At 65.1% G+C, this 23071-nt stretch carries 28 protein-coding genes and 1 tRNA gene; 19 read left to right on the forward strand and 10 right to left on the reverse strand.

Going from position 1 to position 23071, the window contains the following annotated elements; translation table 11 throughout:
- Window position 1: 1 nt before the first annotated feature.
- Genes P9254_RS04165 through P9254_RS04175 form a run of 3 tightly spaced genes read left to right on the forward strand, consistent with a single transcriptional unit; the run spans window position 2 to window position 2150 of the window.
- Entirely contained in the window at window positions 2-634 is a 633-nt protein-coding gene (locus P9254_RS04165) for a precorrin-8X methylmutase (protein WP_095779767.1), read from the forward strand.
- Complete coding sequence (locus P9254_RS04170) at window positions 631-1389, forward strand: precorrin-2 C(20)-methyltransferase (protein ID WP_278053628.1); 759 nt, start codon at window positions 631-633, stop codon at window positions 1387-1389. The genes P9254_RS04165 and P9254_RS04170 overlap by 4 nt, the downstream gene beginning before the upstream one ends.
- On the forward strand, window positions 1386-2150 hold the full coding sequence (locus P9254_RS04175) for a precorrin-3B C(17)-methyltransferase (RefSeq protein ID WP_278053627.1): 765 nt from the start codon (window positions 1386-1388) through the stop codon (window positions 2148-2150). The genes P9254_RS04170 and P9254_RS04175 overlap by 4 nt, the downstream gene beginning before the upstream one ends.
- On the opposite strand, the gene P9254_RS04180 is transcribed toward P9254_RS04175, so the two are convergent.
- Complete coding sequence (locus P9254_RS04180) at window positions 2114-2881, reverse strand: cobalt-precorrin-6A reductase (RefSeq protein ID WP_278053626.1); 768 nt, start codon at window positions 2879-2881, stop codon at window positions 2114-2116. The genes P9254_RS04175 and P9254_RS04180 overlap by 37 nt on opposite strands.
- A 1-nt stretch (window position 2882) precedes the next feature.
- Here P9254_RS04180 and cbiE point away from each other — a divergent pair, with 1 nt between their 5' ends.
- From cbiE to P9254_RS04220, 8 genes are all read left to right on the forward strand, one after another.
- Entirely contained in the window at window positions 2883-4124 is a 1242-nt protein-coding gene (cbiE, locus tag P9254_RS04185) for a precorrin-6y C5,15-methyltransferase (decarboxylating) subunit CbiE (protein ID WP_278053075.1), read from the forward strand.
- Window positions 4121-4507, forward strand: coding sequence for a cobalamin biosynthesis protein (locus P9254_RS04190; protein ID WP_095801993.1), 387 nt, complete (start codon window positions 4121-4123; stop codon window positions 4505-4507). Before cbiE ends, P9254_RS04190 begins: the two co-directional genes overlap by 4 nt.
- Window positions 4504-5268: a precorrin-4 C(11)-methyltransferase gene (gene cobM, locus P9254_RS04195; protein WP_095801994.1), complete on the forward strand. Its 765-nt coding sequence runs from the start codon at window positions 4504-4506 to the stop codon at window positions 5266-5268. Before P9254_RS04190 ends, cobM begins: the two co-directional genes overlap by 4 nt.
- Window positions 5265-6080 (forward strand): uroporphyrinogen-III C-methyltransferase, encoded by an 816-nt coding sequence (gene cobA, locus P9254_RS04200; protein ID WP_278053624.1) that lies wholly within the window; start codon window positions 5265-5267, stop codon window positions 6078-6080. Before cobM ends, cobA begins: the two co-directional genes overlap by 4 nt.
- On the forward strand, window positions 6077-7393 hold the full coding sequence (locus tag P9254_RS04205) for a cobyrinate a,c-diamide synthase (RefSeq protein ID WP_127245753.1): 1317 nt from the start codon (window positions 6077-6079) through the stop codon (window positions 7391-7393). The genes cobA and P9254_RS04205 overlap by 4 nt, the downstream gene beginning before the upstream one ends.
- Window positions 7390-8160 (forward strand): adenosylcobinamide-GDP ribazoletransferase, encoded by a 771-nt coding sequence (gene cobS / locus P9254_RS04210; protein WP_127245754.1) that lies wholly within the window; start codon window positions 7390-7392, stop codon window positions 8158-8160. Before P9254_RS04205 ends, cobS begins: the two co-directional genes overlap by 4 nt.
- A 24-nt stretch (window positions 8161-8184) precedes the next feature.
- Window positions 8185-9210, forward strand: a complete 1026-nt coding sequence (cobT, locus tag P9254_RS04215; protein ID WP_278053622.1) for a nicotinate-nucleotide--dimethylbenzimidazole phosphoribosyltransferase — start codon at window positions 8185-8187, stop codon at window positions 9208-9210.
- Between the two features lie 92 nt (window positions 9211-9302).
- The gene (locus tag P9254_RS04220; RefSeq protein ID WP_278053620.1) at window positions 9303-9695 is read left to right on the forward strand and encodes a hypothetical protein; all 393 of its coding nucleotides are present in this window, start codon (window positions 9303-9305) and stop codon (window positions 9693-9695) included.
- A 48-nt stretch (window positions 9696-9743) separates the two neighbouring features.
- Here the strand turns inward: P9254_RS04220 and P9254_RS04225 are convergent.
- Window positions 9744-9819 (reverse strand) — tRNA-Lys (locus P9254_RS04225).
- A 105-nt stretch (window positions 9820-9924) separates the two neighbouring features.
- Window positions 9925-10827 carry a PhzF family phenazine biosynthesis protein gene (locus P9254_RS04230; protein WP_278053618.1) on the reverse strand — a complete coding sequence of 301 codons (903 nt, stop codon included), beginning with the start codon at window positions 10825-10827 and terminating at the stop codon, window positions 9925-9927.
- Window positions 10828-10959: 132 nt separating this feature from the next.
- Between P9254_RS04230 and P9254_RS04235 the strand changes: the two genes are divergently transcribed.
- The 3 genes from P9254_RS04235 to P9254_RS04245 are packed head-to-tail and all read left to right on the forward strand — an operon-like array spanning window position 10960 to window position 14167.
- Window positions 10960-12246 carry an efflux RND transporter periplasmic adaptor subunit gene (locus P9254_RS04235; protein ID WP_278053617.1) on the forward strand — a complete coding sequence of 429 codons (1287 nt, stop codon included), beginning with the start codon at window positions 10960-10962 and terminating at the stop codon, window positions 12244-12246.
- 2 nt (window positions 12247-12248) lie between these two features.
- Entirely contained in the window at window positions 12249-12953 is a 705-nt protein-coding gene (locus tag P9254_RS04240; protein WP_405023101.1) for an ABC transporter ATP-binding protein, read from the forward strand.
- Complete coding sequence (locus tag P9254_RS04245) at window positions 12950-14167, forward strand: ABC transporter permease (protein ID WP_278053616.1); 1218 nt, start codon at window positions 12950-12952, stop codon at window positions 14165-14167. The genes P9254_RS04240 and P9254_RS04245 overlap by 4 nt, the downstream gene beginning before the upstream one ends.
- A gap of 28 nt (window positions 14168-14195) precedes the next feature.
- On the opposite strand, the gene P9254_RS04250 is transcribed toward P9254_RS04245, so the two are convergent.
- Both P9254_RS04250 and P9254_RS04255 read right to left on the reverse strand, forming a co-directional pair.
- Window positions 14196-14915 carry a hypothetical protein gene (locus tag P9254_RS04250; protein ID WP_278053085.1) on the reverse strand — a complete coding sequence of 240 codons (720 nt, stop codon included), beginning with the start codon at window positions 14913-14915 and terminating at the stop codon, window positions 14196-14198.
- 4 nt (window positions 14916-14919) lie between these two features.
- Window positions 14920-16032, reverse strand: a complete 1113-nt coding sequence (locus P9254_RS04255; protein WP_095802004.1) for an endonuclease/exonuclease/phosphatase family protein — start codon at window positions 16030-16032, stop codon at window positions 14920-14922.
- A gap of 162 nt (window positions 16033-16194) precedes the next feature.
- Here P9254_RS04255 and P9254_RS04260 point away from each other — a divergent pair, with 162 nt between their 5' ends.
- Window positions 16195-16791, forward strand: coding sequence for a BA14K family protein (locus tag P9254_RS04260; protein WP_278053614.1), 597 nt, complete (start codon window positions 16195-16197; stop codon window positions 16789-16791).
- Between the two features lie 164 nt (window positions 16792-16955).
- Window positions 16956-17240 (forward strand): PilZ domain-containing protein, encoded by a 285-nt coding sequence (locus P9254_RS04265; RefSeq protein WP_067323293.1) that lies wholly within the window; start codon window positions 16956-16958, stop codon window positions 17238-17240.
- A gap of 55 nt (window positions 17241-17295) precedes the next feature.
- Here the strand turns inward: P9254_RS04265 and ilvC are convergent, their stop codons facing one another.
- The 3 genes from ilvC to P9254_RS04280 form a co-directional block, all read right to left on the reverse strand.
- Window positions 17296-18315 (reverse strand): ketol-acid reductoisomerase, encoded by a 1020-nt coding sequence (ilvC, locus tag P9254_RS04270; protein WP_067323290.1) that lies wholly within the window; start codon window positions 18313-18315, stop codon window positions 17296-17298.
- A 129-nt stretch (window positions 18316-18444) separates the two neighbouring features.
- On the reverse strand, window positions 18445-19122 hold the full coding sequence (locus tag P9254_RS04275; protein WP_164748350.1) for a TetR/AcrR family transcriptional regulator: 678 nt from the start codon (window positions 19120-19122) through the stop codon (window positions 18445-18447).
- A gap of 128 nt (window positions 19123-19250) precedes the next feature.
- Window positions 19251-19706: a MarR family winged helix-turn-helix transcriptional regulator gene (locus P9254_RS04280; RefSeq protein ID WP_278053611.1), complete on the reverse strand. Its 456-nt coding sequence runs from the start codon at window positions 19704-19706 to the stop codon at window positions 19251-19253.
- 95 nt (window positions 19707-19801) lie between these two features.
- On the opposite strand from P9254_RS04280, the gene P9254_RS04285 reads away from it, so the two are divergent.
- Complete coding sequence (locus P9254_RS04285) at window positions 19802-20107, forward strand: Rieske (2Fe-2S) protein (RefSeq protein WP_278053609.1); 306 nt, start codon at window positions 19802-19804, stop codon at window positions 20105-20107.
- 1 nt (window position 20108) lies between these two features.
- Window positions 20109-20828: a glutathione S-transferase family protein gene (locus P9254_RS04290; protein WP_278053607.1), complete on the forward strand. Its 720-nt coding sequence runs from the start codon at window positions 20109-20111 to the stop codon at window positions 20826-20828.
- A 93-nt stretch (window positions 20829-20921) separates the two neighbouring features.
- Here P9254_RS04290 and P9254_RS04295 read toward each other — a convergent pair whose 3' ends face one another.
- Window positions 20922-21332, reverse strand: a complete 411-nt coding sequence (locus tag P9254_RS04295; RefSeq protein WP_066998811.1) for a winged helix-turn-helix transcriptional regulator — start codon at window positions 21330-21332, stop codon at window positions 20922-20924.
- A gap of 166 nt (window positions 21333-21498) precedes the next feature.
- Between P9254_RS04295 and P9254_RS04300 the strand changes: the two genes are divergently transcribed.
- Window positions 21499-22392 carry an SDR family oxidoreductase gene (locus tag P9254_RS04300; protein WP_278053605.1) on the forward strand — a complete coding sequence of 298 codons (894 nt, stop codon included), beginning with the start codon at window positions 21499-21501 and terminating at the stop codon, window positions 22390-22392.
- Window positions 22393-22426: 34 nt separating this feature from the next.
- Here the strand turns inward: P9254_RS04300 and P9254_RS04305 are convergent, their stop codons facing one another.
- The gene (locus P9254_RS04305) at window positions 22427-23053 is read right to left on the reverse strand and encodes a hypothetical protein (RefSeq protein ID WP_278053604.1); all 627 of its coding nucleotides are present in this window, start codon (window positions 23051-23053) and stop codon (window positions 22427-22429) included.
- Window positions 23054-23071: the final 18 nt, after the last annotated feature.

Genomic DNA, 23071 nt, shown 5'->3' on the forward strand with positions numbered 1-23071 from the left:
AATGGCCGCCTACGACTATATCCATGACGGGATGGCGATCTACGAGCGCTCTTTCGCCATCATCCGAGCCGAGGCGGACTTGTCGCGCTTTTCCGAGACAGAGGCCGATGTCGCGATCCGCATGATCCACGCCTGCGGCCAGGTCGAGGCAGCCAGCCAGTTCGTGTTCTCCAGCGGTTTCGTTGAAGCGGCCCGTGCCGCCCTTGCCGCCGGGGCGCCGATCTTCTGCGATGCCGAGATGGTCGCCCACGGCATCACCCGTGCCCGCCTGCCGGCCGGAAACGAGGTGATCTGCACGCTGCGCGACCCGCGCACCGTCGATATCGCCAAGGAAATCGGCAACACGCGCTCGGCCGCCGCTATCGACCTTTGGAGCGAGCGCATGGCAGGTTCGGTGGTCGCCATCGGCAACGCACCGACCGCGCTGTTCTATCTGCTCGAAAAACTGCGCGACGGCGCGCCGAAGCCGGCCGCCATCATCGGCATGCCGGTTGGTTTCGTCGGTGCTGCCGAATCCAAGGATGCACTGGCGGAAAACTCCTACGGTGTGCCTTACGCCATCGTCCGCGGCAGGCTGGGCGGCAGCGCCATGACGGCCGCAGCACTCAACGCATTGGCGAGGCCAGGCCTGTGAACGCTTTCCCCAAAGGCCGGCTCGTCGGCGTCGGCACCGGTCCCGGCGATCCGGAGCTGTTGACGCTGAAGGCGGCGCGCGCGCTGGCCGAGGCTGACGTTGTCGCCTATTTCGCCAAGCGCGGCAACAACAGCAACGCGCGCGCCATCGTCGAGGCGCGCTTTCGCCCGGATATGGTCGAGCTGCCGCTGCTCTATCCGGTGACGACCGAGATCGACAAGGATCACGACGACTATCGCTCGCAGATCACCGATTTCTATGAGCAGTCCGCCGAACAGGTCGCCGGGCATCTCGGCGCCGGCAAGATGGTGGCCGTGCTGTCGGAGGGCGATCCGCTTTTCTACGGCTCTTACATGCATCTCCATGTGCGCCTCTCGCACCGATTCCCGACCGAAGTCATTCCCGGTATCACCGCCATGTCCGGCTGTTGGTCCGCGACCGGCCTGCCGATCGTCCAGGGCGACGATGTGCTGACCGTGCTTCCCGGCACGATGAGCGAGTTCGAGCTGACGCGACGGCTGGCCGATACCGATGCCGCCGTCATCATGAAAGTCGGCCGCAATCTGCCGAAGATCCGCCGCGCGCTGGAAGCGACCGGCAAGCTGGCGAAGGCCGTCTATGTCGAGCGCGGCACCATGCCGGGCAGCGTCTCGATGCGGCTCGCGGAAAAGCCGGACGACAGGGCCCCCTATTTCGCCATCGTGCTGGTTGCCGGCTGGTCGGCGCGTCCCGGAGTTCCCGGAGCAAAGCCATGAGCGGCCGCCTCACCGTGATCGGCCTCGGTCCCGGCAATGCCGATCAGGTGACGCCGGAGGCGATCCGCGCCGTGACGGAGGCCTCCTTCTTCTATGGCTACAAGCCCTATCTCGACCGGCTCGAGCTGCGACAGGATCAGACCCGCATCGCCTCCGACAATCGCGAAGAGCTAGCCCGCTCGAACGAGGCGCTGGCCAAGGCAGCCGAAGGTCACAGCGTCGCTGTCGTGTCCGGCGGCGATCCCGGCGTATTCGCCATGGCGGCCGCCGTCTGCGAGGCGATCGAAGCCGGTCCGCCAGAATGGAGGTCAATCGACCTCGCGGTCGTTCCCGGCGTCACCGCCATGCTCGCGGTCGCCGCCCGCATCGGCGCGCCGCTTGGCCATGATTTCTGCGCCATCTCGCTCTCCGACAATCTAAAACCCTGGGAGCTGATCGAGCTGCGTCTGCTGGCGGCGGCCGGCGCCGGCTTCGTCATTGCGCTCTACAATCCGATCAGCAAGGCCCGCCCCTGGCAGCTCGGCCGCGCCTTCGAATGCCTGAAGGCCATTCTGCCGGGCACCGCCCCGGTGATCTTCGGCCGCGCCGCCGGCCGGCCCGAAGAGCGCATCGAGGTGTTTCTGCTCGCCGACGCCGATGCGGCAAAGGCCGACATGTCGACCTGCGTCATCATCGGCTCGCCCGAGACCCGCATCATCAAGCGCGGCGACAAGCCCGCGCTGGTCTACACGCCGCGTTCGGCAACTGGGTCGAGAAAATGATCGACCATCGCAGCCAGCTGATCGACGGTCTCGGCCGACGCAACGTCAGGCAGCGGCGGCCTGCGCACCATGATCACCTCGATGCCGAGCGCGCGCGCCGCGGCGATCTTGCCGTAGGTCGCCTCGCCGCCGCTGTTCTTCGAAACGACGGTATCGATGGCGTATTTTTCAAGCAGCGCGCGCTCGTCCGCTTCGGGGAACGGCCCGCGCGCCAGAAGGTAAACTGCGTCAGGCACAGCCAGCTTTGGCTCGATCGGGTCGACGCTGCGAATGAGATAGCGATGCTGCGGAGCGGCCTCGAACGCGCCGGCTTCCTGCCGGCCGATCGCCAGCAAGACTCGTCGCGGCGCCGTGCCAAGCGCCTTGGCCGCTTCAGCGACGCTCTCCACGAAAGTCCAGCGATCACCCGCGACAGGCTCCCAGCCGGCACGCCGCAGCGCAACGATCGGCACGCGGGTTTGCCTGGCCGCCTCAGCGGCATTGGCCGACATACGGGCCGCGTAAGGATGCGTGGCGTCGACCACCAGATCGACCTGTTCCCGATGGAGGTAGGCGGCCAATCCCTGCATGCCGCCAAAGCCGCCGCTACGCATGGGCACGCCTTGCGCCATGGGGCTTTCGGTGCGGCCGGCGAGCGACAGCGTGATCGAGAAATCCTTCCGGCGAGCCAGCTTGCCCGCCAGCTGCCGGGCCTCCGTGGTTCCGCCGAGAATCAGAATACGGTGGGTCATCATGCCTGCTGAGGGTTCGCGCGCTGCCAAGCCGGTCGCAAGATGGCTGACCATCGTCGGCATCGGCGAGGACGGTGTAGCGGGTCTGGGCGACGAGGCCAAGCGCAGGATCGCCGAGGCCGAAGTCATCTTTGGCGGCAAGCGGCACCTCGCGCTCGTCTCAGACTTGGCCAAGGGCAAGGCGCGACCGTGGCCGACGCCGTTCGATGCCGAGATGCATGATGTGCTGGCGCTCGAAGGCAGAAGCGTCTGCGTGCTGGCTTCCGGCGACCCGTTCTTCCACGGCGTCGGCGTCACGCTCGCGCGCAAAGTGAAACCGGATGAGATGCTCGTCCTGCCGGCGCCGTCATCGCTGTCGCTAGCCGCCTCCCGTCTCGGCTGGGCGCTGCAGGATGTCGAAACCATCTCGTTGCATGGCCACTCGATCGACCTCCTCCGCCCCCTGCTCCACCCCGGCGCACGTATCCTTGCGCTCACATCCGACAGCGACGCGCCGGTCGCCATCGCCGCGCTGCTCGACGAACTCGGCTTCGGTCCGTCGCGGTTGACGGTTCTCGAAGCGCTTGGCGGCCAGGGCGAAACGCGCCACGCTGTCCGCGCCGACGCCTTCGATCTCAAAAACATCAATCCGCTCAACGTGCTGGCGCTCGAAATAGAATCGACTCCGGATGCGCGCATCCTGCCTTTGACCGTCGGCCTTGCCGATCATCTGTTCGAGCATGACGGCCAGATCACCAAGCGCGAGATCCGCGCCATGACGCTGTCGGCGCTGGCGCCGCGGCGCGGTGAACTGCTCTGGGACATCGGTGCCGGCTCCGGCTCGATCGGCATCGAATGGATGCGGGCTCACCCTTCGATGCGGGCGATTGCCATCGAAGCCGACAGCGAGCGCGCCGCCCGCATCCATCGCAACGCCGCGCATTGCGGCGTGCCCGGTCTCGTCGTCATCGAAGGCTCGGCGCCGAAAGCGCTGGCAACACTGGCGACACCAGACGCCATCTTCATCGGCGGCGGCGGCAGCGATGCCGGCGTGCTGCAGACAGCGATCAAGTCGCTGCGCGCCGGCGGCCGGTTGGTCGCCAATGCTGTGACGCTGGAAATGGAGGCGCTGCTGCTTGACCAGCATACCAGGCGCGGCGGCGACCTTCTGCGCATCGCCCTCTCGCGTGCGGCGCCGGTCGGATCCATGCAGGCCTGGCGTCCGGCCATGCCGGTCATGCAATGGAGCTGGGTAAAGCCATGATGGTCGCGGGTATCGGCTGCCGGAAGGGTGTGATGGCGCGCGACGTGCGCGCCGCGATCGAGACCGCGCTCGAAGCGCATGGGTTGCCAAAGACCGCGCTTTCAGCGCTGGCAACGGGCGAAATGAAACGCGACGAGCAAGCGATCTTTCTTGCCGGTCGCGACCTCGACCTGCCCGTGCTCGTCGTCTCCGACGACGCCTTGCAAACCGTCTCATCCGGCACGATCAGCCAATCCGAATGGTCGCAGGCTCACGCCGGCACGCCGTCGGTTTCGGAAGCGTCGGCCCTGGCCGCGGCCGGCAAAGAGGCGAAACTGCTTGGACCACGTACTGTTCTTGGTCCTGTTACCTGCGCCATCGCCCTTGGTGGAGGCCCAAAATGACCGTCCATTTCATCGGCGCCGGCCCTGGTGCTGCCGACCTCATCACCTTGCGCGGCAGCCGCCTGCTGGCCTCCTGTCCGATCTGCCTCTATGCCGGCTCGATCGTCGCGCCGGAACTGCTCGAACACTGCGCGCCCGGCACAAAACTGATCGACACCGCGCCGATGTCGCTCGACGAGATCGAGGCCGAATATCTTGCCGCCCACGAAGCCGGCCAGGACGTCGCGCGCCTGCATTCCGGCGACCTTTCGGTGTGGAGCGCAGTGGCCGAGCAGATCCGGCGGCTCGAGAAGCGCGATATCCCCTACACGCTGACGCCGGGCGTGCCTTCCTTCGCGGCGGCGGCGGCGGCGTTACGGCGCGAGCTTACCATTCCCGAGCTCGGGCAGAGCCTCGTGCTGACCCGCGTCTCCGGCCGCGCCTCGAAAATGCCGCCCGGCGAGACGCTTGCCGGCTTCGGCCGCACCGGTGCAACTCTAGCCATCCATCTCGCCATCCATGCCATCGCCCGCATCGTTGCCGAACTCACGCCGCTCTACGGCGCAGAATGCCCAGTGGCGGTCGTCTTCCGCGCTTCCTGGTCGGACGAGCGCATTCTGACCGGCACGCTGGGCACGATCGAGGCGCAGCTTGCGCAAAATCCGATGGAGCGCACGGCGATCATCTTCGTCGGCAGCGCATTGGCCGCGCAGGATTTCGGCGAGAGCTCACTTTACGACGCCCACTACCAGCGGCGTTTTCGCGGACGGGACGGATTGTGAACGCCAGCACCAACAGAAACGGACGGGCAACGGTGGAGCAGGCGCTGGCGCGGCTGAACTTCAAGCCGCGCGCGCTGGAGCCCGGCCATGTCTGGCTGGCCGGCGCCGGCCCCGGCGATCCCGGCTGCCTGACGCTCGAAGTGCTGGCGGCACTCGGGCAGTGCGATGCGCTGGTCTATGACGCGCTGGTCTCGCCCGATGTCGTCGCGGTTGCTGCAGGCGCGGAGCTCTTCTACGCCGGTAAACGCGGCGGCCAGCCCTCGATGAAGCAGGACGACATCAACGCCCTGCTCGTGCGGCTGGCGCGCGAGGGCCGCCGCGTCGTGCGGCTCAAGGGCGGCGATCCCTATATTTTCGGCCGCGGCGGCGAAGAGGCGTTGTCGCTGGCACGGGAAAACATACCATTTCGGGTGCTCTCCGGCCTCACCTCCGGTCTCAGCGCATTGGCCGCGACCGCCATCCCCGCCACCATGCGCGGCATCAACAAGGCGGTCATCCTTGCCACGGGCCATGCCGCAGGCACCGATGACGACATCGACTGGGCCGCAATCGCGCGCACCGGCCAGCCGGTCGTCATCTATATGGGCATGACCAATCTGCCGGTGATAGCGGCAAAGCTGCTCAGCGGCGGCCTCGCGCCGTCGACGCCTGCCGCCGTGATCGTTGCAGCGACCACGCCGCAGGAGCGCATCGTTGTCGCCACGCTCGCCACAATCGCCGAGGAGGCCGCTGCCGCCGGGCTCGCCTCCCCGGCGCTGATCGTCGTCGGCGGTATCGTCGCCATGCGCGCGGCACTGGCGGGCGGGGCATGACGGCGCGCGCGATCATCATCGGCGCGCCGCGCTCCGGCTCGGGCAAGACCAGCGTCACCATAGGCCTGTTGCGCGCGCTTGCCCGGCGCGGGCTGAAGGTGCGGGGCGCGAAGTCCGGACCGGATTACATCGATCCCGGCTTCCATACCGCCGCCACCGGCCTCTCCGGCGTCAATCTCGACAGCTGGGCGATGCCGCCTTCCCTGCTCAACGCGCTGGCGAAACAGGCAGCGTCTGATGCCGAGTACGTCATTCTCGAAAGCGCCATGGGCCTGTTCGACGGCATTCCCGCGCCGGAAGGCCGTTCGGGTTCGGCGGCCGATCTTGCCAGGCTCTATGGCCTGCCGGTGCTTCTGGTGCTCGACGTTTCCGGTCAGTCGACCACGGCCGCCGCCGTCGCCAAGGGCTTTGCCACCTACGATCCGGATGTGCGCATGGCCGGCGTCGTGCTCAACCGCCTCGGCAGTGAGCGCCATCGCCGACTGGCGGGCGACGCGATCGAGGCGATCGGCCTGCCGGTGGTCGGCGCCATCATGCGCGATCCGACGCTCAACCTGCCGGAGCGGCATCTCGGCCTCGTCCAAGCAGGGGAGCACGAGAACCTCATGGCGCATCTCGACCGGCTTGCCGACATGGTCGAGAAGTCGCTCGATATCGACGCCATTCTCGCGCTGGCGAGCCCGCTCGAACCCACGGCCGGCGACTTCGGCGAGGCGTTACAGCCGCCAGGCCAGCGCATTGCGCTGGCCGAGGACGCCGCCTTCACCTTCCTCTACCCGCACGTCGCCTCATACTGGCGAAACGCTGGCGCCGAGATCGTGCCCTTCTCACCGCTTGCCGACGAAGCGCCGAGCCAAGATTGCGATGTCTGCTGGCTGCCAGGCGGTTATCCAGAACTGCATGCCGGCAAGATTGCGGCCGCTGGCAACTTCCGTGCCGGAACGGCCCGTTTCGCCGCGAGGAAGCCAGTGCATGGCGAGTGCGGCGGCTTCATGGTGCTGGGCGAGGCGCTGGAGGATGCGGACGGCGAGAGCCATAAAATGCTTGGCCTGCTTGGCCATTCGACAACCTTCGCCAGCCGCAAGATGAACCTCGGCTATCGCGAGGCGCGGCTGCGCGCCGGGTGTCCGCTTGGCAGCGAAGGCATGCTCATCCGCGGCCATGAGTTCCACTATGCGCAGATCGCCGCCACAGGCAATGACGAGCCGCTGGCGGACCTCGCCGACGGCCAGGGCAATCCGCTGGGCGCGTCGGGTTACCGGCGCGGCCATGTCAGCGGCACTTTCTTCCATGCCATTGCGAGGGGCGCATGAGCGGCGGCCTTTCCGAGCCTCGGCGATTGCTCGACGACATAGGCCTCAGCCTTGTCTTCTTGACGCGGCTGAGGCTGCCGTCGAGCGATTTCGGCGGCCGCAGCCTAGCCGAAGCGATCTGGGCGGCACCCTTTGCCGGTCTCGCCGTCGCCGTCATCGGCGCGCTTGTCTACGCCATCGTTGGCGCCCTGGGCCTTGCCGCCGGTCCGGCTGCGGCGCTCGCGCTTGCAGCGACGATGCTTGTCACCGGCTGCCTGCACGAGGACGGGCTCTCCGATATCGCCGATGGATTCGGCGGCGGCAGGACGCGCGAGAAGAAGCTGGAGATCATGCGCGACAGCCGCATCGGCGCCTATGGCGCCGCGGCGCTCGGCATCTCGCTGCTCATCCGCTGGAGCGCGCTTTCGGAACTGGCCAGCCCTGGCCACATCTTCCTGGCGCTGTTGGCAGCGCACGCCGCCTCGCGCGGCCTGTTCGGCGCCTTCATGCATCTTCTGCCGCCGGCGCGCCCCGATGGGCTGTCGGCCGACGCGGGCTCGGTCACTGCCGAAACCGCCGTCGTTGGCGCCGCGCTCGGAGCCATGGCGCTACTGGCGCTCGGCCTCGGCGGCGCAATTGCCGCGGTCGTCCTGCTTGGCCTGGTGTTTGCCGCCTTTCGTGCGCTCTGCCTCAGCCAGATCGGCGGCCAGACCGGCGACACGATCGGCGCGCTGCAGCAGCTCGGCGAGATCGCCGTGCTGCTTGTCGCTTCCGTTTGCCTTTCCTGATTCTCTTTCGGAGACCTTGCCCTCATGTCCCCCCAAACAACTTCGTTCAAATCGCTCGAAGACCTTCGCGCCGCCTGCCTCGATCTGTCCGGCGGCAGCGATCCGGCCGCCGCCGCCGTTGCCCGTCGCCAGGACACGTTGACCAAGCCGCAGGGCAGTCTCGGCCGTCTGGAAACGATCGCGGCGTGGTTGGCCCGCTGGCAGGGCCGCGACATGCCGAAACTCGATGCGGTCAAGGTCTTCGTGTTTGCCGGCAATCACGGCGTCACCGCGCAGGGCGTGTCTGCCTATCCTTCGGAAGTCACTGTGCAGATGGTGGCGAACTTCGCCGGCGGCGGCGCTGCGATCAACCAGCTCGCCCGCGTCGCCGGCGCCAGGCTCGACGTCATCCCGCTCGATCTCGACCACCCGACCGGCGATTTCACGCAAGCGCCGGCCATGGACGAGCAGACCTTCCTCGCCGCGGTCTCGGCCGGCTACGACGCCGTGACCAACGATCTCGACCTCGTCTGTTTCGGCGAGATGGGCATCGGCAACACCACGCCGGCAGCAGCGATCTCGGCCGCTCTTTTCGGCGGCGGCGCGGAAAAATGGACCGGCCGCGGCACCGGCGTCGATGATGCCGGATTGATCCGCAAGATCACCGCCATAGAGGCGGGCCTGAAGCGCCATGCCGATTCGCTTTCCGACCCGCTGAAGATCGCCGCAGCGCTTGGCGGACGCGAGCTTGCGGCGATCTTCGGCGCCACGCTCGCCGCGCGCAAGAACAACGTGCCGGTGTTGCTCGACGGCTTCGTCTGCACCGCCGCCGTCGCGCCGCTGGCAAGGCTGCACCCGACCGGGCTGGCGCACACCGTCGCCGCGCATGTCTCGGCCGAAGCCGGTCATCGCCGCCTGCTCGAAGCGCTGGGCCTGCCGCCGCTGCTCGACCTCGGCATGCGGCTCGGCGAAGGCTCCGGCGCCTGCCTTGCCGTCAACATCGTCCGCTCGGCGCTGGAGTGTCATACGAGAATGGCGAGTTTCGCGGAAGCCGGCGTTTCGGAAAAATAATCTTCCTTCAAAATTTCAACGCTGTTGAAATGACGAAATAACGTCGTCTTGATTGATTCGTGCGACAGAGATGTTTCACGGGAGATCGAACGATGTATTTGAAGGGCCTAATATTCGTTGCGTTTCTTGCTGGGATGGCACTGCCGGCCCTTGCCCAAGATCAATATGTTCGCCCGCTTCGCCCCGGCGAAGACGGATCTGCCAGAATCCAATCGTCGATTTCGATGACCCTTCCGGTCAAGGACGACGAGGACGCAGCCGCCCAGCAGCAGGCCGCACTTCGCTCTTTCTACAAGGTCGCGGCCGTCAGTTGCGCCATGGTGGCCGAGACTGTCGCCGACACCTGCGAAATCACCGGCATGACAACTAACGTCAATGCCCGGGCCCGCAATGTCGGCGGTTATGGCGGATCGCAGGTTACGGTGACCGGCCAGATCACGATGAAGGTCAAGTTCAAGGCCAGCTTGAGCAAGACAGCGCAGTAGGACTGGTGCCCATCTCGCTTGTTTTCTGGCCGCTTTATGAAAAGACTTTGGTGGGTGTGCACAGGATCGAACTGTGGACCCGCTGATTAAGAGTCAGCTGCTCTACCAACTGAGCTACACACCCACACCGCCGGGAAATCCAGCGTCGGCGGCGCATATAGCCGCCGGTTTGAACGATGTCCAGCCCTGCCGGATCATTTCCAGACAAATCGCCGAATTGCCGCAGGTGTCACACAAAAATCTGGCCTTCCGCCACTTTGATCGCATGGCCTCCGATGCGCGCGGAGGCCAGTTTTCCGCCGTCGACATTGAGCTCGAGCCGGATGCGCGAGGGTCTCCCCATTTCCAGCCCCTGCTCGATCCAAAGCTGCGAGATCCCGTCCGTTGGACCGTCGAAATGCATGATGGCGCCAGCAAAGGCCGCCGCCGCGGAGCCGGTCGCCGGATCTTCGTAGGAGGGATTGCCCGGCACGATCATGCGCACATGGAAGGCGCTGTCGTGATGCACCGTCTCGCGGCAATAGACGTACGGGCTGGCGAAGGCCCATTCGCTCTTGCGCGGCGCGAGTTCGGACCATGCCTGGTTGTCCAGCCTGACTTTTGCGGCGGCTTCGAGGCCGGCAACCGGAATGGTGACGTAGGGCACGCCGGCCGACCAGAAGGAGACGCGGTGATTCTCGAAGCCGAGCTCATGCGGGCCAAAGCCAAGCGCGGCGCCGATCATTTCCGGTTCGGCGGCGAGTTCCAGCCGCTCAGGCAGTTTCGCCAAGTCGAATTCGGCGAAGGTAGCGCCATCATGCTTGCTGACCGCGCAACGCACGGGGCCGATGTTCTCCTCCAGCACAAAGATGCCAGTCGCTTCGCCAGCCTGCTCCGCAAGCGCGATAGCCGACCCAACCGTCGGATGGCCCGCGAACGGCATCTCATAATCGGGCGTGAAGATGCGTATACGGTTGCGATGCTTGGGATTTTCGGGCGGCAGCACGAACACCGTCTCGGACAGGTTGAATTCGCGCGCGATCGCTTGCATGGCGGCCGTATCCAGCCCCTCGCTGTCGAGCACCACCGCCAGCGGATTCCCGGCCAGCCGCTCGGTCGTAAACACGTCGTAAAGCAAGTAGTCGCGCATCATTTGGAAAACCTTCCGCCTCGTCCCGAATTTCTGCTCGATCCCAACATGAGGGAAATTTAATTTGAAATTCGAACGTCAAGGCATGATTTGTTCACGGATAGGGACATCAATTTGTCGTTATAGGGGTCCGTGGTGGACCAGCTTGTCAATCCGCCAAACGCAGAAACCGACGCTTCCATCGAAACGGCCCTCGGGCTCGACCGCAAAGGCGTGAGCCGCAAGCGCCGCCGCTTCCGGCTCTACGCGCTGCTGGCGCTGGCTGTCGTGGCGGCCGCGATCGCCGGCTACCGCTGGAACGCCGTCTCGCCGCCCCGGATCGAATACACGACCGCGCCGGCGACGATTGCCGACCTGACCGTCAAGGTGTCGGCGACCGGCACGCTGCAGCCGCTGACGCAGGTCGACATCTCCAGCGAGCTTTCCGGCATCGTCCGCGCCGTCGCCGTCAACGAGAACCAGCAGGTCAAGAAGGGCGACGTGCTCGCGACGCTCGACACCGCCAAGCTCGAAGTCCAGATCGAGCGCGCCACCGCCTCGGCAAAGGCGGCGGCGGCCGCCGTCGAGGATGCCAAGGTCACGCTGCAGGAAAACCAGAACGCGGTGGTCCGCGCGAGCGCCCTCACCAAGCGCGGCATGGCGACGGATCAATCGCTTGAGGCCGCGACCGCGACACGCGATCGCTCCAAGGCCGCGCTCGACAGCGCCGAGGCCAATCTCGCCATCGCCGAAGCCGATCTGAAGGCCCAGCAGACCGACCTTGCCAAGAGCACCATCTACGCGCCGATCGACGGCATCGTGCTCACGCGCTCCGTCGATCCGGGGCAGACGGTCGCTTCTTCGCTGCAGGCGCCGGTGCTGTTCGTCATCGCTGCCGACTTGCGGAACATGGAGCTGCAGGCGGCGGTGGACGAGGCCGATATCGGTCAGGTCAAGCCCGGCCAGCATGCCCGCTTCACGGTCGATGCTTTCCCGGACCGTCCCTTCGACGCCGAGATCCGCGACATCTCCTATGCCTCCGTCACCACCGACGGCGTCGTCACTTACAATGCACGGCTGGAAGTCGACAACGGCGAGCTTCTGCTCAGGCCAGGCATGACCGCCACGGTCGCGGTGGTGACCCGGCAGGCCAAGGGCGTGCTCACCGTGCCGGCCGCAGCCTTCCGTTACCGCCCGGCGCAACAGGCGGCCCGCGGCTGGAGCCTGCGCGACCTCTTTACCGGCCGCATGGGGCGCACCAACCGGCAGCGCGAGGCGACGAAAGCGCCGATCGACGGCTCGCGCACGCTCTATGTGTTGGACAACGGACGGCCGCATGCCCTCAACGTCAGGATCGGCTCGACCGACGGCGAACTGACCGAGATCACGTCCGGCCTCGAGGAAGGCGCAGAGGTCATCACCGGCTCGCAGCAACGGAGCTGACCGTGTCCGCTCCCCTGCTCATCACCTTCGACAGTGTATGGAAGAGCTATGGCGAGGGCGAAGCGTGCGTGCACGCACTTGCCGGCGTCGATCTTGCCATCCGCAGAAGTGAGTTCGTCGCCATCATGGGACCGTCCGGCTCGGGCAAGTCGACGGCGATGAACATCATCGGCTGTCTCGACACGCCGACGGCCGGAACCTACCGCTTCATGGGCGTCGATGCCGGCCGGCTCGACCGCAACCGCCGCGCCCTGTTGCGCAACCTTTATGTCGGCTTCGTCTTCCAGGGCTACAATCTCCTGCCCCGCACCACGGCGGCGGAAAATGTCGAGCTGCCTCTGATCTATCGCGGCGTTTCCGCCCGCGAGCGCCGGGAGCTGGCCATGCAGGCGCTCGCCCAAGTCGGACTTGTCGGGCGCGAACATCACACGCCGGCCGAGCTCTCGGGCGGCCAGCAACAGCGCGTGGCGATAGCGCGTGCCATCGTCACCAAACCGACTCTGCTTGTTGCCGACGAGCCCACCGGAAATCTCGACACCGCGCGCACGCACGAAATAATGGAATTGCTGACCAGGCTGAACGCCGAACTCGGCCTCACCATCGTCATGGTCACGCACGAAGCCGACGTCGCGGCATATGCCGGGCGCACGGTGCGCTTTCTCGACGGCCACGTCGCTTCAGATACAGCGAAAGCCGAGGCAGCATGATTTGGGAAACCGTCCGCCTTTCGCTGATTTCCATCCGCCGGAACGTGCTGCGCTCGTTCCTGACCCTGCTCGGCATCGTCATCGGCGTCGCCGCGGTCATCGCCATGCTCACCATCGGCTCCGGCACCACCGGGAAGGTCAAGGCCGACATCTCGAAACTCGGCAGCAACCTGCTCGTCGTCCGCTCGGGCCGTCCGGCAGGGCCTGGCGGCCCGGGCGGGCTCGACCAGGTCACCCGACCGCTGGCCGCCAAGGACCTCGAAGCACTGGTTGCCCATCTCAGCGGCGCACGCGCCATCGCACCGGCGTCGCAAAAACAGGTGCGGGTCATCTTCGGCACGGAGAGCCTGACGTCGGGCGTTACCGGCACCGACAGCGCCTATCTCGACGCGCGCGACTGGAAGCTGGTGTCGGGCCGTCCCTTCAGCGATTCCGAGACGCGCGCCGGCGCAGGCGTCTGCCTGATCGGCGAGACGGTGCGGCAGCAGTTCTTCGGCGCCGGCGATCCGGAGGGCGAGACGATCCGCGTCAACCGCACCTCCTGCCGGATCATCGGCTTGCTCGAGCCCAAGGGTTACACCGGCTTCGGCCAGGATCAGGACAATGTCGTGCTGATGCCGCTGGCCGCCTACCAGCGGCGCATCGCCGGCAACCGCGACATCGACTCGATCTACATCGCCGCCGACGACAGGACGCCGACCACCGAACTGCAGCCGCGCGTCGAGGACATCCTGCGCGACACGCGCCGCATCACGCCGGACCGCGATGCCGATTTCTCGATCCGCGACATGACCCAGATCGCCGACGCCATGGCCAGCGCCACCACCACCATGACCGGCATGCTGGGTGCCGTCGCCGGCGTCAGCCTTCTGGTCGGCGGCATCGGCATCATGAACATCATGCTGGTATCGGTCACTGAGCGCACGCGCGAGATCGGCATCAGGCTGGCGATCGGCGCGCACGAAAAACACATCCTGATCCAGTTCCTGGTCGAGGCGACGGTGCTGTCGCTGGTCGGCGGCATCATCGGCATCCTGATCGGACTGGCGCTCGCAGGCCTGGCCTCGGTGGCGCTGACGATACCCTTCGCGCCGAGCCCGGCGGTCATCCTGCTCGCCGTCGGTTTTTCGGCGCTGATCGGCATGGTGTTCGGCTTCTTCCCGGCATTGCGCGGCGCGAGGCTCGATCCGATCGAGGCGCTAAGGCACGAGTGAACCGCCGCGTCGTCGGCCCGTGACCGAGTCAGACCAGCTCGTTGGCGAAATGCCACTCGATCAGCGGCTTCATGTGCCCCATCAGCCCGACCGGCAGGTCGGTTGCGTTGCGGATGATGACCGGACCTTCGATCTCGGGCTGCACTTCAGTTGCAACGAAGGCGCTGATGCGCCGCGCAAGCTCTTCCGCCGGCTCGGGAACGTGATAGCGGCGGAAGATCACCGTGCCGCTCGAAGTCGACAGCGCATAGTAGCGCTGTCCGCGGGCGGCGCCCGACAGATCGATCCCGGTTTCCTCGCCCACCTCGCGGATCATGTTGAAATCGATATCGACGACGCCGTCGCGGAAATCGATCGGCTCGAAGGAGCCGGCGGCGAAATAGACGCGGCCGGCGTTCACCGTGTGCGAGCCCATCCGGATCGCCACCAGCGCATTGTCGCCGGCAACCAGCACGGCGTGCGCATAGGCATGTTCGGCGCCGCTCAGCTCCCGGTTTTTGCGCCACAGCATGAAAGTCGAGTACTTCACCGCATGACAGCGACCGATGAGCCGGCTGTCGCGATAGCTCAGCGCTGAAAGCAACACCACGGTGCCGTCATATAGCGCCGGCTTCATCTCCATTTCGCGGCGCCAGTTTTCCGCGATCGCTGTCTGATTGTCGCGCTCGAACGGATGCGGGCTGGCAACGAGCCGTACGTCGACCGCGTCGACCGGCAAAATGACATTGCGCGGCAGGTCGAAGCTCACGGGCTCAGGCCATGTCCAGGTTGATCACCACCGGGCAATGGTCGGAGGCCTTCGGCCTGTCCCACCCGGCACGCGGAAAACGCTCGACTTCCTGGCCAGGCGGAAAGATGGTGCGCCAAGGCTGACCGTTGCGGATGATCTCCGGAACCGCGGTGGCGTTCTTCGCCGCCAAGGCCTTCGACAGCAGGATATAGTCCAATTGGCACAAATGCCGCTCTTGCGGGCCGCGCGTGTGATAAAAACTCCAGCGGTCCATCTCGGGCCGCCGCTCGACGACATTTTCGCAAAAGCCGCCGGCGGTCAGAACGTTGATCGAGGACTGCGCTTCGTCGACGACCTGGAAGCGATAGCCGTCGAAGCTGTCGCCTTCGATCTTCACGCGCTGCCGATAATCATTCATGTCGCCGCAGATTGCCCAGCGCTTGTCGGCCGCATGGTCCTTGCCGAAGCGGTCCTCGATGATGCGGCGCACGGCCTGCGCCTCGGCGATGCGCAGTGGCATCGTCGCCTCGCGGCCATCGAGACCGTTGCGCGGCGAGCCCATTGACTTGAAATGCACGAGATACAGCGTAAGCGGCACGCCGCCGACCGTTATGTCGATTTCCAGGCAGTCGCGCCGGAAGACGCGTTCGGTGGCCAGGTGCCCGAACGCCGCCAGTTCCGGCGTGAACAGTCCGAACTGCTCGAACGTGACATAGGCATGGCTGGTCATGCGCACGAATTCGATCGGCTGCCCCTGCGCGGTCTCGTTGCGCATCATCACGGCGACGTCGATGCCGCGGGAGTCGTTGCCGGCGGTAGTGTATTTCTGACGGTAGCCCTGCCCGATCATCTTGAAGAGATAGCCATATTCGAAGGCCTTCAGCCCCTCGATATTGTCCACCTCCTGCATGCAGATGACGTCGGCGCGTGTCGCGGCTATGGCGAGCGCGGTAAGCTGGCGGGTGTCATCGGACTGGGCGATGGCGCGCGCCTGTTCGAGCAGCCTGTATTCTGCTTCGCTCTGGATGTCGAACAGCGCCAGCGTTCGGTCCTCGTTGAGCTGGTTGCGATAGCCGGAGAAGTCGAACCTGTTCATCAGGTTCTCGACATTGAAGGTGGCGAGGCGCAGCGACATGGCCGAGACCTTTGCCCGCAAGCAATGGCGAACACAAGAGCATACGCACGCCCGTTATGGTTGACGGAACCTTTCTGTTCATCTTCCGTTCAGATGGAAAGTTCCATCAATAGGCCTATTCCCGAGCGTTTTGGGCGTGGGGCCTTACTCGTGGAGAGTGAAATGAAACCGCTCTTGTCTTCCCTTGGATCCGGGCTTCTGGCCTTGGGTCTCTCCGCTGGGCTGACGGTGCCGTCGATTGCCGGCCCGGTCCTGCAGCCCGATATGTCGACCGTGACCAGCACGGCCGCATCCACCATCATCCCCGTTCGCGACAGCTGGGCCGGCGGCAACGACCGGCGGCAGATGGATGACTGGCGCTGGCGGCGCGGCGGTGACTGGCGCGGCCGCGATTTTAGATGGCGTGACGGCGACTTCCGCGCACGTCATTTCTCCCGCAACTGGGACGGAGATCGCAATTGGGGCTGGCGGCATCATCGCCATCATCGCCATCGCCACTTCGACAGCGGGGGCGCGGCCATCCTTGGGCTCGGCCTAGGCCTCGGTCTCGGCAGCCTCGCCTACAACAATTTCTACAATCCCTATTATTACGATCCCTATCCGCGCTACTATCAGCCGCGGCGCATTTACCGGACCGAGCGGCTTTCCAGGGCCCATGTCCAATGGTGCCACGACCGCTACCGGTCCTATCGGGCCTGGGACAACACGTTCCAGCCCTATAACGGCCCGCGCCGGCAGTGCATTTCGCCCTATATCTGAGCCCCTCGGCACGAAGCTCAACGGCGCCCGGCGGGCGCCGTTTCTTTTTGGCAAGGCGCGCCCGACGGCGACGCGATAACCTTAAATTTAGCAGATGCGTCTATCCGTGATGCGGTGCCCCATATGACGATCGCCAAGCTGCGATCCGCTAGGACGACTCCGCCATGACCGAGAACGAGTTGAGAGGCAAGCGCCGGCAACGCGTGCTGAAGGGCGCGGCGATCCTGACCGGCATCAACAATTCCGGGGTCATGTGCACGGTGCGCAACATGCATCCTGGCGGCGCCGAACTGAAGCTGCCGATCGAGGCGCATGTGCCCGACGAATTCCTGCTTTACGTGACGAAGGACCGGATTGGCTACAAGGCGATCGTCCGCTGGCGCCGCGACGACCGCATCGGCGTGGAATTCGCGGGCACCGAGCCGAAGCCGCATTGGCATTACGGCTGAGCGTGAGAGAAGCCGGCGGATCGCTCCGCCGGCTTTCACGCATGAATAGACCGAATTAGTTTTTCGCCTTGTCGACCAGCTTGTTCTTGGCGATCCACGGCATCATCGCGCGCAGCTTCGCGCCAACCTCTTCGATCTGATGACTGTCGTTGTTGCGGCGGATGCCCTTGAAGCGCGACAGGCCGGCGCGATATTCCTGCATCCATTCCGAGGTGAATTTTCCGGTCTGGATATCCTTCAGGATGCGCTTCATCTCGGCCTTGGTGTCGGCCGTGATGATACGCGGACCGGAGACATATTCGCCCCATTCGGCGGTATTCGAGATCGAGTAGTTCATGTTGGCGATGCCGCCCTCATAGATGAGGTCGACGATCAGCTTCACCTCGTGCAGACACTCGAAGTAGGCCATCTCCGGCGCGTAGCCGGCTTCCACCAGCGTCTCGAAGCCGGCGCGGATCAGCTCGACCAGGCCGCCGCACAGCACCACCTGCTCGCCGAACAGATCGGTCTCGCATTCCTCGCGGAAATTGGTCTCGATGATGCCGGAACGGCCGCCGCCGACGCCGCAGGCATAGGAGAGCGCCAGGTCGAGCGCATTGCCCGAGGCGTCCTGGTTGACGGCAACCAGGCACGGCACGCCGCCGCCCTTCTGATATTCGCCGCGCACGGTATGGCCGGGGCCCTTCGGCGCGATCATGACCACGTCGACCGAAGCCTTCGGCTCGATCAGGCCGAAATGCACATTGAGGCCGTGCGCGAAGGCGATGGCGGCGCCGTCGCGGATGTTCGGCGCGATCTCTGATCTGTAGATGTCGGCCTGCAATTCGTCGGGCGTTGCCATCATCATCAGGTCTGCCCACTTGGCGGCATCCGCCACGCTCATCACCTTCAGCCCGTCGGCCTCGACCTTGTTGGCGGTCGCCGAGCCGGCCTTCAGGCCGATGGCGATCTCCTTGACGCCGGAATCCTTGAGGTTGAGCGCATGCGCCCGGCCCTGGCTGCCATAGCCGATGATGGCGACCTTCTTACCCTTGATCAGATTGAGATCGGCGTCACGATCGTAATAGACACGCATTTTGTCTTCCTTCCCGTTTTGAAGATCAGAGCATGATGCCGAAAAGTGTGAAGCGGTTTCCGGACGACATCATGCTCTATCTCTTGGATTTGGAGCCGGATTCAGATTTCAGGTCGACTTGACCTGAAATCATCCGGCTCCGGGGCCTTGCGGCCGGTTGTTTGCTCTCCCGGTCCTTGAGCCGTAAAGAGCGAGAAACTGCTGCGTCGCGCGGGCGGCATCGCCGCCGATCGTCGCCTCGGTCAATTGCAGCCGGTCGCCGAGCAGAAGCCGCATCTGCACGTCGCGGCCGACCAGACCGAAAAACGTCCGGAACGCCGTCTCGGCGTCCTCTAAGTCGAGCAGCCCGGCCTCGCGTCCCGCTTCGAGCACGGGCTTCAGACGCCTGGCCAGCGCGAAACGCCCATTCTGCAGCACGATCGCGCCAAGGTCATCCTTCCCGGAGCCGGCATGGCCGACCGCGACACGGTTCAGCGCGATGGACGTATCGCTCGAGATCACCCTCAGCCAGTCGGCAGCGAAGCGTTCGAGGCTTGCGGTCAGCCAAGCGAGGTCGAGGCCTTTGCGGTCGACCGGCGCCACGCGCACTTTCGAGGCCTGCCATTGCACCGTCGCCGTCAGCAGCCCGTCGCGGTCGCCGAACCATTTGTAGAGTGTTTCCTTGGAGCAGCTTGCCCGCCGCGCCACCGCGGTCATGGTCAGGTTGTCGCCCTCTTCGACCAATAGGCGAAGTGCTGCGTCCAGAACGGCCTGCTGCCGCTCGGTGAGCGTTTCGCTGCTGTCGGTGTCGGCGGCGGCTTGCAACACGTTTTCACCCGTTCCCGGTCGCTCAATAATGCGTACCGTACGTTACGGTTCGGCTTATTGCGCATTCGGGTTTCCAACGCAAGAGGCTGCGGCGAAAAAATCTGACGGTACCCACAAACACTCGTGAGCTAATCGCCGGCCAGTGGCTCGCGCAGCCGCCCGAGCAGTGCAGCCAGCGTTTCCAGCTCCTTGGCGGAAAGCTTGTCGCCCATCAGCTCGGCAATGGACGCGCCATAGACCGCCCAGATGCGGCGGCGCATCTCCCGGCCGCTTGGCGTGATGCGCACTGTCTGGCCACGGCCGTCATCCGAGACAGGCAGCTTTTCCAGCAGGCCATCCGCTTCCAGCCGGGCCAGCAGTCGCGACACGCTGTACTGCGCCAACAGAACGCGATCGATCAGCTCGAACGGCCGCAAGCCGCCCTCGCCCGCCTCGGCAAGCTCGTGCAGCACGTCGTACCAGGCGAGCGGCGGCAAGCCGCCGGCTTTCAGGGCATCCTCGGTCTTTTCGACCAGCTGGCGCGAAACGCGCATCAGGCGGCCCCAGGCTTTGACGGCCTCGGGCGGAAGAGATTTTCTCGTCATCGAGGAACTTTATTCGATAGATGCAATTGCATCAAGCTTGACGGTCGATGCAAATGCATTCATATAGATGCAATTGCATCGATAAGGAGTTCCCGATGAAACATCAGATCTGTAAAGTGGCCGACATCCCGCAGACCGGCAGCCTGATCGCGCCTTTCTTCGGCCGCGAGGTCCACGTCTGGCGCAGCGGCGAGCGTGTCCGTGCCGCAGCCAATGCCTGCCTGCATTTCGGCGGGCCACTCGACTGCAAGGACGGCGCCTTCATCTGCCAGTGGCACGGCGCCCGCTTCGACATGCAAAGCGGCGAGCGCCTCGTAGGCCCGGCGCCGACGGGCTCGCGGCTGATGTTCCTGTCGACCCGCGTCGAGGACGGCGCGCTGAACTATGTCTGGGGAGAATAAGATGACGGCCAAACTCACCCTCGTCAGCCATCACCTTTGCCCCTACGTCCAGCGTGCGGCAATCGCCCTCGCCGAGAAAGGCGTGCCGTTCGAGCGCGTCAATGTCGACCTTGCCAGCAAGCCCGACTGGTTCAAGGCTATCTCGCCGCTCGGCAAGGTACCGCTGCTCTGCGTTCGAAACGGCAGCAAGGAGGAGATCATTTTCGAATCCGCCGTCATTCTCGAATTCCTCGAGGAGACGCAGGCCAATCCGTTGCGCCCGGCCGATCCGCTCATGCGGGCCAGGCACCGCTCCTGGGTCGAATTCGGTTCGGCCATCCTCAACGCCATCGGGCGCTTCTATTCCGCCGCCGATGAGGCCTGCTTCCTCAAGGAAAGCAGCGGCTTGTCGGAACTGTTTGAGCGTGTCGAGGCAGAACTGTCGGCAAGGCGGAGCGGTCCGTGGTTCGCCGGGAAGCGCTTCTCGCTGGTCGACGCCGTCTACGGGCCGATCTTCCGCTACTTCGACACGTTCGACGAGATCGGCGCTTGCGGCATCCTGGACGGTAAGCCTCTCGTCCAGGCCTGGCGCAAGGCGTTGAGCGACCGGCAATCGGTGAAGGAGGCTGTCAGTCCGGACTATCCGCTGCGGCTGCACGCCTTCCTGCGGGCAAAGGCATCCTATCTGTCGCGAATGATCCGGCTGCAGGCCATTGCGATTCCGCAAGCCCGATCGGCCTGAACGGGTCGATCACCGTTCCCGCGACCATGGCGGCGAGCAACTGCGGCACCGGCGCAAGCGGTGCTTTGACGCTTGTATCGGGGAAGGAAAGGCTCAGGCCTGCGCGGCATCGAAGGCGACGCGCGCCTCACGAACGGCATCGTGGTTGAGCTCGGCCCATTGGATCAGCATCTGCAACGGCGCAAACATCGAGCGGCCGAGGTCGGTGAGGCTGTATTCGACGCTCGGCGGCTTGGTCGGAAAGACTTCGCGATGCACATAGCCGTCGCGCTGCAGGTCGTAGAGCGTCTGCGTCAGCATACGCTGCGAAATGTCGGGCACCAGGCGGCGCAACTCCCCGAACCGGTACGGCTTCTCGGCCAAAGCCATGACCAGCAGCGAGCTCCATTTGCCGCTGATGCCCTGGATCACATCGCGGACCGGGCAGTCGGCGAAATTGCCGCCGCCGGTCATGGCTTTGTAGACCTCGAGCTTCGATTTCAGACTGAAGATCTTGCTGTCCATCGCGACATCCATTGATCGAAACGGCGACCCGCCGGTGGTTCCCCGGCTGTGCCTACCTCCCGGAAAACTGCCTTCTTTACGACCCCTGGTCAATTCTTATTTTAGTGCTGGTCTCTTTTTGAGACCATCGTTCAGACCCCTTCGACGCAAATTTCAGGAACCTCCCATGACCGAAACTCTCCTTGTCACCGGCGCTTCCGGCCATCTCGGCCGCGCCGTGATCAACCATCTGCTCGATGCGCAGAAAGTCGCGCCGGCAAATATCATCGCAACCACGCGCAATCCCGAAAATCTCGGCGACCTGGCAGCCCTCGGCATTGTCGTCAGGCCGGCCGATTTCGACGATCCGGCCTCGCTGGAGCGCGCGTTCAAAGGCGCCGACCGAGTGCTGATCGTCTCGACCGGTGAGCTCGACCTGAAGAGCGACCGGCGCCTCAAGCAGCATCAGGCCGCGGTGGCCGCAGCCAAGGCGGCAAGCGTCTCGCACCTCCTCTACACCTCGATGCCCAATCCCGAGCCGGTCTCGCCGGTGCTGTTTGCCGGCGACCACTACGGCACCGAGCAGGCCATCAAGGCGAGCGGCATTGCCTACACCATCTTCCGCAACGGCTGGTACCAGGAGAACCTTTTCATGGCGCTGCCGCACGCCATTTCGTCGGGCAAGTGGTACACGTCGGCCGGTGACGGTCGGATCGCGCACGCCGCGCGCGACGACATGGCCGCCGCGATCGCCGCGAGCCTCGCTTCCGGCTCGACGGAGAGCCGCGTCTACACGCTGACCGGCCCGCATGCCTACACGACGAACGAAATTGCCGCTCTGGTGAGCGAAGTCACCGGCAAGTCGCTGGAGGTTATCCAATTGCCTGACGAGGCTTTGACCGAGGGCGTCAAGGCGGCCGGTCTTCCCGAGGACTTTGCGCGCATTGTCGTATCCTTCGACGCAAACACACGCTCCGGCCGTATCGGCATGGTGACCGACGCTATCGAGACGTTGTCGGGCCGCAAGCCGAAGACGCTGAAGCAGTTCCTGGAAGGGAACAAGGCCGCACTGCTTGGCTGAACCGTTGCGCCTGGGAGGTACCCTCCCGGGCGCGTCACCTCGACTTTTTGAGCAATCCGAGCCGGACCAAGCTTTCGCCGGTGGCGACGAGCGCTTCTTCGCGCGATCGCGGCGCCCAGCCGAGCATGCGCATGGCCTTGGCCCCGGTTGCGTTCCTGGCCTTGCCCAATTCCGTCACGATCTGAGCCGCTTGCCCGTCGAACAGTCCGACGGTCCGGACCAGCCAGTCCGGCAGCATTCTCGTCGTAACGCGCGACGCAACGCTGCCCAGCCGCGATTTCAACGTCTGTGCGATCGCCAGCGTCGTCATGAAATCGCCGCTGATGGCGAGGAACCGCTCCCCCTTGGCGGCGGGACTGGTCATGGCGCGCAGATGCAGATCCGCCACGTCCCGCACATCGACCACACCGAACACCATGCGCGGCAGACCCGGCATCTCGCCGTCCAGCAAGCGCTTGATGAAGTCCGTCGAGGTCGAATGATCCGGCCCCAGAACCGGTCCAAAAATCCCGACCGGATTGACGACCGTCAGTTCCAGCGCTCCGCCCTGGCTGGCAAGGAAAAACGCTGGCGGAACGTGCGGCCTGGGAAACAGGGCTAGAACGCAGTGCGCGCCGAGGAACCCGGAGCCGCCGGTAACGAGCACCAACTCACCGCCCATTCCCACCTCCCCACCCCT

Origin of the sequence: Mesorhizobium sp. WSM4983 (assembly GCF_029625765.1) — a bacterium.
In the GTDB taxonomy this organism is placed as follows: domain Bacteria; phylum Pseudomonadota; class Alphaproteobacteria; order Rhizobiales; family Rhizobiaceae; genus Mesorhizobium.